General features: G+C 65.6%; 13 protein-coding genes. 5 read left to right on the top strand and 8 right to left on the bottom strand.

Going from position 1 to position 10,677, the window contains the following annotated elements; translation table 11 throughout:
- Positions 1 to 666: 666 nt before the first annotated feature.
- On the top strand, positions 667 to 1,767 hold the full coding sequence (locus tag Q0964_RS07520) for an aminopeptidase (protein ID WP_299265507.1): 1,101 nt from the start codon (positions 667 to 669) through the stop codon (positions 1,765 to 1,767).
- A 74-nt stretch (positions 1,768 to 1,841) separates the two neighbouring features.
- Here the strand turns inward: Q0964_RS07520 and Q0964_RS07525 are convergent, their stop codons facing one another.
- Positions 1,842 to 3,251, bottom strand: coding sequence for a signal recognition particle protein Srp54 (locus tag Q0964_RS07525; protein WP_299265509.1), 1,410 nt, complete (start codon positions 3,249 to 3,251; stop codon positions 1,842 to 1,844).
- A 120-nt stretch (positions 3,252 to 3,371) separates the two neighbouring features.
- Between Q0964_RS07525 and Q0964_RS07530 the strand changes: the two genes are divergently transcribed.
- Positions 3,372 to 3,887 carry a hypothetical protein gene (locus Q0964_RS07530; protein ID WP_299265510.1) on the top strand — a complete coding sequence of 172 codons (516 nt, stop codon included), beginning with the start codon at positions 3,372 to 3,374 and terminating at the stop codon, positions 3,885 to 3,887.
- Positions 3,888 to 3,901: 14 nt separating this feature from the next.
- On the opposite strand, the gene ftsY is transcribed toward Q0964_RS07530, so the two are convergent.
- The 6 genes from ftsY to surE all read right to left on the bottom strand — a co-directional run bounded on the left by ftsY (position 3,902) and on the right by surE (position 8,022).
- Positions 3,902 to 5,026, bottom strand: coding sequence for a signal recognition particle-docking protein FtsY (gene ftsY, locus Q0964_RS07535; RefSeq protein WP_299265512.1), 1,125 nt, complete (start codon positions 5,024 to 5,026; stop codon positions 3,902 to 3,904).
- 6 nt (positions 5,027 to 5,032) lie between these two features.
- Positions 5,033 to 5,503, bottom strand: a complete 471-nt coding sequence (pfdA, locus tag Q0964_RS07540) for a prefoldin subunit alpha (protein ID WP_299265514.1) — start codon at positions 5,501 to 5,503, stop codon at positions 5,033 to 5,035.
- A complete protein-coding gene (gene rpl18a, locus Q0964_RS07545) occupies positions 5,500 to 5,673 on the bottom strand; it encodes a 50S ribosomal protein L18Ae (RefSeq protein WP_299265516.1) in 174 nt (57 codons plus the stop codon). Before rpl18a ends, pfdA begins: the two co-directional genes overlap by 4 nt.
- Before the next feature lie 59 nt (positions 5,674 to 5,732).
- Positions 5,733 to 5,945: a YgaP-like transmembrane domain gene (locus Q0964_RS07550; RefSeq protein WP_299265519.1), complete on the bottom strand. Its 213-nt coding sequence runs from the start codon at positions 5,943 to 5,945 to the stop codon at positions 5,733 to 5,735.
- 34 nt (positions 5,946 to 5,979) lie between these two features.
- Positions 5,980 to 6,990, bottom strand: a complete 1,011-nt coding sequence (locus Q0964_RS07555; RefSeq protein ID WP_299265521.1) for an NAD(P)-dependent alcohol dehydrogenase — start codon at positions 6,988 to 6,990, stop codon at positions 5,980 to 5,982.
- A gap of 153 nt (positions 6,991 to 7,143) precedes the next feature.
- Positions 7,144 to 8,022, bottom strand: a complete 879-nt coding sequence (surE, locus tag Q0964_RS07560) for a 5'/3'-nucleotidase SurE (protein ID WP_299265523.1) — start codon at positions 8,020 to 8,022, stop codon at positions 7,144 to 7,146.
- A gap of 121 nt (positions 8,023 to 8,143) precedes the next feature.
- Between surE and Q0964_RS07565 the strand changes: the two genes are divergently transcribed.
- The 3 genes from Q0964_RS07565 to Q0964_RS07575 are packed head-to-tail and all read left to right on the top strand — an operon-like array spanning position 8,144 to position 10,352.
- A complete protein-coding gene (locus Q0964_RS07565; RefSeq protein WP_299265525.1) occupies positions 8,144 to 8,722 on the top strand; it encodes a magnesium transporter in 579 nt (192 codons plus the stop codon).
- On the top strand, positions 8,722 to 9,279 hold the full coding sequence (locus tag Q0964_RS07570) for a magnesium transporter (RefSeq protein WP_299265527.1): 558 nt from the start codon (positions 8,722 to 8,724) through the stop codon (positions 9,277 to 9,279). The genes Q0964_RS07565 and Q0964_RS07570 overlap by 1 nt, the downstream gene beginning before the upstream one ends.
- A 47-nt stretch (positions 9,280 to 9,326) precedes the next feature.
- On the top strand, positions 9,327 to 10,352 hold the full coding sequence (locus Q0964_RS07575; protein ID WP_299265528.1) for a nucleoside recognition domain-containing protein: 1,026 nt from the start codon (positions 9,327 to 9,329) through the stop codon (positions 10,350 to 10,352).
- A gap of 60 nt (positions 10,353 to 10,412) precedes the next feature.
- Here Q0964_RS07575 and Q0964_RS07580 read toward each other — a convergent pair whose 3' ends face one another.
- Complete coding sequence (locus Q0964_RS07580; protein WP_299265530.1) at positions 10,413 to 10,544, bottom strand: hypothetical protein; 132 nt, start codon at positions 10,542 to 10,544, stop codon at positions 10,413 to 10,415.
- Positions 10,545 to 10,677 lie beyond the last annotated feature (133 nt).

Here is a 10,677-nt window from a genome sequence, read left to right on the forward strand (position 1 = left end):
GTGGACTGCTGGCCATGCCAAGTGGCCGTTACCCCTATTTTCGACCGTGTACGGCGTCCCGGTGTTGTTTGTGCCACAGGGACGCCAGCAGGCGTCAGCAGACTCGGGGATATCGTCTGGTTCGCTTCGAGCAGTCGGCACAGATACACTCTTCAAGGATGTACGTTCACCGGGTGCCCTTTCGGATACTGTCGTCCAAGAGACGAAGTCTCTCGTGATCACGGAAATCTCCGATTTCCGAACGACCTCGTTTCATGAGCGGACAGGCCGCCTCCGAAGGACGGTCCGGAATCCGCTCCGTTCCGACCGATTCCTGGCTTACAGCCCGGCGGCCTGTAAATTAAACGTTATTATTGGAAACTCGGGGCCGGCGTTTGAACGGTGGGACGTTTCCCAAAGTGACGGCGCGTATCCACGGCCCGAAGGCCGTGGTATTGCGCCTGCTCAACCTATAATGCGCACCACGCTGCTCGGGCGTCGCCGGTCGTTTCCGACGGGACTTCCGCCTCGTCGCCGGTTGTCGGAGTACCCGCCGGTCTCTCACCGTTCAGGCCTCGCTGTTCGCGGGTCGGTGCGCCGCCCCGCCCGCATGGTCGTGGCTCTTCCGACGATCAAACCCCGCTAGCTTCCGAAAACGATTACCGCCGACCGGCCTTCCACAGTGACATGGACCCACGCATCCGCGAACACGCGCAGGTGCTTGCAGACGCCGTCAGCCTGGACACGGGTGACAACCTCGTTATCAAGGCCGAACCGGCCGCCGACGACCTGATCGTCGCCCTGTACGAACTCGCTGGCGACCGCGGTGCCCACCCCGTGACCATCCGGACAAACCGGGGCGGTCGAGCCATCCGGGGGTACCTCCGGTCGGCCGACCAGGCCGGGGTCGAGTTCGAGACGCCTGGCCACGAGCAGGCGCTCGTCGAGTCGGCCGACTGTCACGTCGTCATCCGAGCCACCGAGAACGTCACCGAGATGGACGACGTGGACAGCGACACGACGGCGGCGTACCAGCAGGCTCACAGTCCCATCCTGAACGAACGGCTCACCGACCGCTGGACGCTCACACAGCACCCCGCGCCCGCCAACGCGCAGTTGGCCGAGATGAGTACCGAGGCCTACGAAAACTTCGTCTACGACGCCATCCTCAAAGACTGGGACGGACAGCGGGAGTTTCAGGCCAACATGGTCGAGATTCTCGACGACGCCGAGGAAGTTCGAATCGCCTCCGGCGAGACGACGGACGTGACCATGTCCGTCGCGGGCAACCACGCTATCAACGACACGAACAAGCACAATCTCCCCGGCGGCGAGGTGTTCACCGCCCCCGTCCCCGACGCCGTGACAGGCGAGGTCCTGTTCGACAAGCCGGTGTATCAGAACGGCCGGGAAGTCCTCGGGGCGCGACTGGTCTTCGAGGACGGCGACGTCGTCGAGTACGACGCCGAAAAAAACGAGGCAGTGCTAGAGAGCATTCTCGAAACCGACCCCGGTGCGAAGCGACTGGGCGAACTCGGCATCGGGATGAACCGCGACATCGACCAGTTCACCTACAACATGCTGTTCGACGAGAAGATGGGCGACACCGTCCACATGGCTGTCGGCCGGGCCTACGAGGCGACCGTCGGCGAGGACAACGAACAAAACCAGAGCGCCCAGCACGTGGACATGATCGTCGATATGTCAGATAACTCACGTATCGAAGTGGACGGCGAGGTCGTCCAGCGCGACGGTACGTTCCGGTTCGAGGACGGGTTCGAGGAGTAGTCGAACTGCCTGTCGATTTCTTCGGCGAGAAAGGCGTCAAGCGCCGCTCTCAGGGAGACCGCCGCGAACCGTGTTTAGTCGCCGAACGGCCCGCCACCGCCGCCCATGCCGCCCATCCCGCCGGGGCCGCCGGGGCCACCGCCGCCCTGTTGCATCTGTTTCATCATCCGCTCCATGTCGGCGTCGCCCATGCCCTGGAACTGGTTCAGGGTCTTGGCCATCATCTTGTGCTGTTCGAGCAGTTCGCGGACGCGGTCCTCGCTCGTCCCCGACCCCTTGGCGATGCGGTTGATCTGGCTCTGCCCGATAGAGCGTGGGTGTTCGAGTTCGTCGTCGGTCATCGAGTCCATGATGACCTCGAAACTGCGCATCCGGTCTTTGGTCACGTCCATAGCGTTGTCGGGTAGTTGGTCCATCAGTCCGCCGCCCATGCCGGGAATCATGTCCATCACCTGGTCGAGCGGCCCCATGTTGTCCATGGCCTTCATCTGGTGGCGCATGTCCCGGAGGGTGAACTCCCCGTCCATCAGGTCCTCGGGGTCCCAGTCCTCCTCGTCCTGTGTCTCCTCCATCGCGCGCTCGACGCGCTCGGTCAACTGCTTCAGGTCGCCCATCCCGAGCAGGCGGGAGATGAACCCCGAGGGCTCGAACCGCTCGATGTCCTGGACGGTTTCGCCGGTTCCGAGGAAGGCAATCGAGGAGCCGGTCTCGTTGACGGCCGCGAGGGCACCGCCACCTTTCGCCGTCCCGTCCAGTTTGGTGATGGCGACGCCGTCGATACCGATGGCCTCCTCGAACTCGCGGGCCTGGTCCTTCGCGGACTGACCCATCGCGGCGTCGATGACCAGGAGGTTCCGGTCGGGGTCGGCGGCGCCGTCGATGCGCTCGATCTGGTCGATGAGTTCCTCGTTCAGGCCGTCACGACCGGCGGTGTCGACGATGCGCACGTCGGCGTCCTGTGTTTCTTCGAGGCCAGCCTCGGCGATTTCGACGGGGTCCTCGGCGTCCGGGTCGCCGTAGAAGTCGACCTCGGCGTTCCCGGCCATCTGCTTGGCCTGGTCGTACGCGCCGGGCCGGTCGGTGTCGGTCTGGATAACTGCGGGGCGCAGTCCCTTCTTCGAGAACCACCAGGCCATCTTGGCGGCGGTGGTGGTCTTCCCCGACCCGTAGAGACCGGCGAGCAGGATGGTCTGGTTCTCCAGTGGGAGGTCGGTCGACTCGCCGACGAGATCGACCATCTCCTCGTAGACAACCCGGAGCACCCAGTCGCGGGCGGAGGTGCTGCTGGGCGGTTCCTCTTCGAGTGCCCGCTGTTCGATGTTGTCCGAGAGCTCCATCACCAGGCTCGTGTCCACGTCAGCCTGCAACAGCGAGCGCTGGATCTCCTTGACGACATCCGCCACGTCGTCTTCGTCGATGCGGGACTTCCCTCGGAGGTCGTCCAGCGTCCCCCGGAGTGAACTCCCCAGATCGTCGAGTACCATGGTTAGTTACCCCAGATACGCTAGCCAAGCGGTAAAGGCTTTTTCTGTCGGGGATGGTCGGCGGTTCGTCGCTCATCGGTTCCGGAACCGACTTCACGCCGCCGAGCCACCTCGTGTCGTATGGATACTGGCGTGTCGATCCCGTGGTGGGTCCTGCTGGCCGGCGTCGGGGCGGTCGTCGCCGCGGTCGGCTCCGTCCTCCCCTGGGTGACGCTTCGCTTCGACTCGACACTGGCGGCGCTCGCGAGCGTCCCGAAGACACGGACAGTCAGTGGCCTCGACGGCGACGGGACGATCACGCTCGTCCTCGCCGTGGTGACGCTCGCGGTTCTGGTCGCAGCGGTCCTCAGGTCCCGACCCGGGCCGAAGACGGCCGCCGTCACCGCGCTCACTGGGACCCTCGTCACCACCGTCGCGGTCGTCGACTACAGGGAGTTTCGGGCCACGCGAGTCCGGATCCAGCAGCGCGTCGCCGGGAGTCGTCCGGAGACCGGCGCTGACGCCGTGACCCTCGACATAGAGCCCGGACTGGCCGTCCTCGGTCTCGGCGGCCTTCTCCTGCTCGTGGCCGGCAGTTACGCACTCCTGTCGTACTGGCGGGACGACGTCGGTTCGGCGGTCGCGGCCGGGGAGTAGGACGGACCGGAGGGCTACGCCGCCGCCTCGCCGGCGTCGGGTTCCTCGTCGTCGTATCCTAACAATCGGTCGACGATGGCCGCAGGGTCGAACGGTTCGAGGTCGTCGTAGTCCTGTCCGGTCCCGAGAAAGAGGATCGGTTTGCCTGTGACCTGTGCGATAGAGATTGCCGCGCCACCCTGTGGGTCGGCGTCGGCCTTGGTGAGGACCGCGCCGTCGATGGTGGCGACGTCGTCGAACTCTCGGGCGCGGTTGACCGCGTCCTGGCCTGCTACCGCTTCGTCGACGAAAATCGTCATGTCCGGTTCGATCACGCGGTCGATCTTCTCCAGTTGGTCCATCAGGTCGTTGCTGGTGTGGAGTCGCCCGGCCGTGTCACCCAAGACGACGTCCACGTCGTTGGCCTCGGCGTACTCGGCGGCATCGTAAATGACTGCCGCCGGGTCCGAGCCCTGTTTGTGGGAGATTAGCCGCTCGTCGAGGGCGTCGGCGTGTTGCTGGAGCTGTTCGTTCGCGCCGGCCCGGTATGTGTCGCCGTTTGCCAGCACCGTCGAGTAGCCCCGCTCGTCGAGCCACTGCGAAAGCTTGGCGATCGTCGTCGTCTTTCCGACGCCGTTGACGCCGGTAAAGATGATCGAGACGGGTTTGTCGGCCTCGGCGATTCGCCGCTCGAAGTCGAACTGCCCGACGCTGATTACGTCGATCAGCGCGTCACGCAACGCCTCCTCGACCACCAGTCCGGTCGTTTTGACCTTCGACCGGGTCTCGCCGATCAGGTTCTCGCGGATGCCCTGCAGAATCTCCTGGGCGACGTTCATCTCCACGTCCGATGAGAGCAGGGCCAGTTCCAGTTCCTCGAGCGGTCCTTCGAGGTCGTCCTCTTCGATGACCTCTTTGCCCGTGGCTGCGAGTTTCGCCCGCTCCATCAACCCGCGGTCACTGCCGTCGTCGGCTTCTGGCTCGGATTCGGGCTCAGGGTCGGCAGACTCCGTTTCCTCGGCAGACTCGGCCGCCTGCCCTTCGGCGGCCGCTTGGGCTTCTCGGGCCTCCTCGGCCGCCTCGGCCGGTTCGGCCGGTTCGGTTTCCTCCTCGACGTTTTCCTTAAAACTGTTGAGCTTGTCTTTCAGTCCGTCGAACATGGCCCCTTACTCGTCGTTGCCTTCCTGCTGTTGCATCTGGGCCATCTGCTGTTGCATCTGCTGCTGTTGCATCTGCTGGGCCTTCTCTTCCAGTTCGTCGCTTTCGGACTGGATTTCGCCGATCTCCTCCTGAACGTCCTCGATCCGGTCGTCGAGCGTGTCCTGTTTGTTCTCGAGTGTGTCGATAGCAGCGCTCTGTCCGCGCTCGGCCGCGTACCCGCCGCCGAGCGAGACGATTATCTCGTCGACGTCTTGGACCTCCGCGCGAACGTACGCGTCGCCGCCCAGAGGCACCTGCACCGTCTCGCCCGATTCGAGTGTCTCGATCGCCTCGATTGCCTCGTCTATTTCGGCCTGTTCGGTTTTCAAGTCCTCGATTTCGCCTTCGAGGGCCTCTTTCTCCTCTTCGAGCGCTTGAATCTCCTCGGCGAGTTGCTGGAGCTGACCGTCGCCGCCACCGCCACCACCGAGGCTCATTGGGCCACCTCCTCGACTTCGACCTGCGGGCGCTTGAGGCCGTGCTTGGAACCGAACTCGGCGTACGTGTGCTCGACAGCAACGTCTTCATTCTCGGCTTCGAGCGTCTTTTCGAAGCTCTCCCACCCATCACGTGCTTGCCATCGACCACTCACAGTAAACTCGGTCATGTTCTTGACGTGCGGGTCCGACGGGGAAGAATGTACCGACCTCTACTTTCCCCAAGAAGTTACTCGTCGTCGGTCGTGTCGACTCCCAGTGCCGCGTTCAGGCCACAGAAGCAGGTCGTGGCGTTGAACCCGAACGCGAGCGCGCCGACTCCCGCGAGTAGTCCCGTGGTTCGGTTCCCCTCTCGTAGCGTGGCGACGGCGACTACCGTCAGGACGACTGCGAGCAGTGCGCGACCTGTGCGGTCGATGCCACCGACGTTTTTTTCTGCCATATCCGGACGTGGGACGCCGGGGACTTAACTTCAATCACTCCGGTACCAGCACGGCCCGCCGGTCCACCGAACCAGCTTCCAGCCGGTCGTATGTCGCGGTCAGGTCGTCAAAGCCGACGGGCTCGACGCCCACGTCGAGGCGGCCCGCCTCGGCCAGGTCGAGCACGTCCCGGAGCTGGTCGATGCTCCCCCAGAACACGTTGGTACAGACGAGTTCGCTGCCGACCAGCGGATTGAAAGAGAGCTCGAAGGAGCCCCCACCGATGCCGACGATGTAGAGCCGGCCCTGCGTGCCGAGCGCGTTCCCGCAGGCCTGCAGGGTCTCGTCTTTCCCGACGAAGTCGATGGCGGCGTCGGCCCCGTCGTCGGTCACCCGCCGAACCGCGCTCTGTATGGACTGCTCGGACACGTCGACGGTCACGTCCGCACCGAGTGTCTCGGCCAACGCGAGTTTCTCGGCGTCCTGGTCGGCGGCGACGACCTGCGCGCCGCTCATGGCGGCGAACTGGACCCCGAACTGTCCGAGACCGCCGATTCCGACCACCAGGAGCGTGTCGGTCGGCGAGAGGTGCCTGCGGGCACGCTGGACCGCCCGATAGGGGGTCAACGCGGCGTCTGTTAGCGGCGCGGCCTCGACGGGGTCGATTTCGGTCGGCAGGACGTATCTGGGGTCGGGGACGACGACGAAGTCCGCGAGCGCGCCGTCCTGGCCGATGCCGGCCCACTTTAGGACGTTACAGAGCTGGTCGTCGCCGCGGGTGCAGACCTCGCAGTGACCACACCCCCAGCCGCCGAAGACGACGGCGCTCGTCCCGGGGTCGAGGTGGTCGACACCGGGGCCGGTCGCCGCAACCTCGCCGGCGGCTTCGTGACCCAGCGTCCGCGGCGTCGGGATCGGCAGGTCGCCGTGCATCAGGTGCAGGTCGGAGTGACAGAGCCCGCAGGCGGACACATCCATCAGGACCTCGCCTGGACCGGGTTCGGGTCGGGGAACCTCCTCGACGGCCAACCCGTCGTCGGGACCGTGGAACCGTGCGGCGCGCACGGTCAGCGCCTCCCGACGGCAACTGTCGGTCGTGTCTCGGTGCTGGCCTCTGCTGTCGATGGTATCATTGTGTCCGATACAAACGGCTCCGGTCCAGTAAAGAAACCCCCTCGTGAGGCGGGCGATATAAGAGCAGACGCGAAAGTGGTCGGCTCAGGTCTGCTCGTCGCGGCCTCGCTCGCGCGCTCGCTCGCTGTCGTTGTAGCCATCGACCACCTGTTGGAGGGAGCCAGTCTCGACCGACAGTGCGGGCGCGGTCAGGGGGGAGACGCTGACCTCGCCCTCGACGAGGGCGCGTCGGTCCGAGCCCTCGGGATAGCGTTCCTGGAGGTCCACGTCGGCGGGAAAGGGACTCTCCCAGCCGACGGTCTCGGGCCAGACGACGTCCCGGAGTGCGATGTCGCCCTCGCGTGGTTTTCCGAGGTCGACCTCGTCGCGCTCGGTGGCCTCGTGTTCGACGTCGACCGCGTAGTCGTGATGCGGGTCGGTGAGCCGCATGGACGATTCGGGGACGTCGACGGGCGCGTTCACGTTCAGCACGTCGGCCGCCTCGAACACGTCCGAACTCCGACTCCGGACGAGCAGTTCCCGGGCCACCTTCGCGGGACGCCCGAAGTCGTACTCCTCGGGCGGGTGGACGAAGAAATCCTGGGCGTGGTAGGCGGAGATGGCGATGCCCGGCGTGTCGAGGAAGGCGGCCTCGATGCACGCGCCGACGGTGCCCGAGCGGCCGACGACGTAGTTGCCCGCGTTGGGACCGTGGTTGCAGCCTGCGACGACGAAGTCGAAGTCGGCGTCGAGTCCGCCGACTCCGTAGGCCACGCAGTCGGCGGGCGTCCCGTCGATGGCGTAGCCCCACGGGTGGTCCTCGCGGGTCGTGCGGTGGGTCCGGGTCCGACCCGTCCCGCTCTGGTTGTCCATCGGCGCGACGACGGTCACCTCCGCGACCCCAGTGAGTTCCTCGTAGAGGGCTGCCAGTCCGGGGGCGTCGATACCGTCGTCATTCGTCAACAGCACGTGGGGGGCAGTCACGGTCGGTTCTTGGGCCGCCGACGAGTCAGTCTTTCGGGCCACCGTGGGCCCCGCACACACGCATCACGGCGGTCGGACGGGCTACCGGGGTTTTTATTCCGGGGGTTCCTTGGAGCGGCCAATGACCGTCCGCGAGGTCGCCGTCGAGGCCTACCGCGAGGCGCTCCCGGTGCTCGCGGTAAGCGCGGTCGGTGGTCTGTTCGCCGGCGTCGTCCTCGGCGGGATGGAGGCGGAACTGCAGGCGGTTCCCGGCCTCCTGATGCTCGTCCCCGCGTTGCTGGCGACTCGCGGCAACGTCTACGGTTCGCTTGGGGCGCGGCTGGCGTCCGCGCTCCACCAGGGGTTGATTGAACCGCACCTAAACTTGGACGACGAGCGGTTGCGGGGGGCGGTCGCAGCGGCGCTAGCCAACGGGCTTCTCGTCAGCCTCTTCGCGGCGGTGCTCGCGTTCGTCGTCCTCGCAGTGCTCGGGCGGTCGGTCGCTCCCCTGCCCACGCTCGCCGGTATCGCCGGCCTCGCCGGCCTTGTCTCCGGCCTCCTGCTGACGGGGGCGGTCGTCGGCGTCGTCTTCGTCGGCTACCGGCGCGGGTACAACCCCGACACACTCGCGGGGCCGGTCGTCACGACCACGGGTGACGTGGTCGGTGTCGCGACGCTGTTGCTCGCCACGCGAATCGTCCTCGGGCTGGGTGGCCTCTGATGGAGACGCGCTGGTCTCCCGGGGCGATTATGCGCACGATGCTCCCCGTTCTGCTGGTCCTGACCGGCATCGAACTCGCGAGCGGGTTCGTCCTCAATACCTTCGAGGGCACCCTACTCCAGTACCCCACGCTGCTCGTGCTGGTCCCCGTCACCATTGGGATGGCGGGCAACCTCGGGAGCATCCTCGCCGCGCGGCTCTCGACTGTGGTTCACCTCGGATTACTCTCCTTCGAGCCGAGAGACGAGTACCTGCTGGGTAACGCGGTGGCGACGTTCGGACTGGCGCTCACGATCTTTCCGGTCGTCGGGGCCGGTGCGTGGCTGGCACAGACGCTCGTGGGTGACACCGCACTCGGCATCGAAAAAGTCGTTCTGGTCGCGTTCGGGAGCGGCGCAGTGCTTGCGGTGCTGGCGGTGGCCGTGACGCTGGTGACGACCTACGCCGCCTACCGGTTCAGGCTGGACCCCGACGACGTGGTGATCCCGGTCGTCACCAACGTCTGTGACGTGCTGGGCGTGGTCGTCCTGTTCGTCGTGGTCCGGTTGGTAGTCTGACCGCGGGATAGTCAGGGCTTTGCCCGTCAGTCACCAAACAACGGTGGATGTCACCGACGCCGACAGCGTTGCTGATCGAGGTGCTCACCCGCGTGGCGTCGATTACCGTCTTCATCGCACTGGGCGTCGGCCTAGCCAGCGTCGCCGTCGAGTTCGGCGCCGTCGAGTACGTCGCGGGTTTCGCGCGGCCGCTGACACGACCGGCGAACCTGCCGCCAGAAGTGGGAACGGCGATTCTGGCGACGACGGCCTCACCCACCGCGGGGTACGGGATGCTCGCCGAGTACCGAGAAGCCGGCCTGCTCGACGACCGCGCGACGCTCGTGGCCGTGACGATGAACACCTTCTTTGGGTTCGCCCAGCACATTTTTACCTTCTATGCGCCCGTGCTCATACCCATTCTCGGTCTCGAAGTGGGTCTCATGTACGTGAGCGCGCGAGCGCTCATCTCGCTCGCGATTACCGCGACCGGTGTGGCGGCCGGGGCACTGCTGCTCTCGGACTCGAACGTCGACACCACTGTCGAGGCCGACGTGGACGAGAACGCAGCCGTCGAGGCCGACGGAGGCAGTGCGCGCGACCGCCGAAGGAAACTCCGGGCGGCCGGCGAGAGTACCGTCGAGAAGATCCGGGACATCCTGCCGCGCCTGCTGGCCGTCTATCTTGTCGTCGCGACGCTCGTGGCGTACTACGACCAAATCGTCGCGGCGCTGTTCGGCAGTCCGGACGCACTCGGCATCGCCGCCGCGGTCGCGCCCGTCACCGGTGCGCTCGGTCTCCCCGGTGCGGCGATTCCGACTATCGCGGTGTTCGCCGTGGACACGACGAACGGCGCGATTTTCATCGCACCGCTCGTCGAGAACGGGACGTTCACCGCGCGGGCGGCCGTCGCGACGATGCTCGTGGGTGGAATCGTCTCCTTTGCCGTCTCGACGTTCAAACGGTCGATCCCCTTCCAGTACGGCATCTGGGGCCGCGAGTTCGGCTCGACGGTAATCGTCGTCAATACGGTGTTGAAGATACTGTTCATCGCCGTCGCGCTGGTCGTCTTACTCGCGCCATCGGTCGTATGAACTCGGGGGTCGACGGGCGGCGTGGCCGCTCGTCGGTCGGAAAACGGAGAGAACGAGACCTCAGAGCGGGTGGCCGGCGACCGGCTGCTTGGTCTCGATTTCGGTGTTGTAACAGGTGTTGCAGGTGTACTCGTTCAACTTCGTCGTCTCGTCGTTCAGAGCCATCCGCGCCCCGCACTGTGGGCAGTACATTATGATTGTATAAGGTCAACCGATGTCCTTAATTCTTTGTATCTGATATGTATGGTAAACCGTCTCACGGTACAGGGTGACAGACCCTGCGAAACGGAGGCGGCGTCTCCGGGGACGGTCAGACGGTGTCGGG

Origin of the sequence: Halorientalis sp., from assembly GCF_028275115.1 — an archaeon.
Lineage (GTDB): Archaea > Halobacteriota > Halobacteria > Halobacteriales > Haloarculaceae > Halorientalis.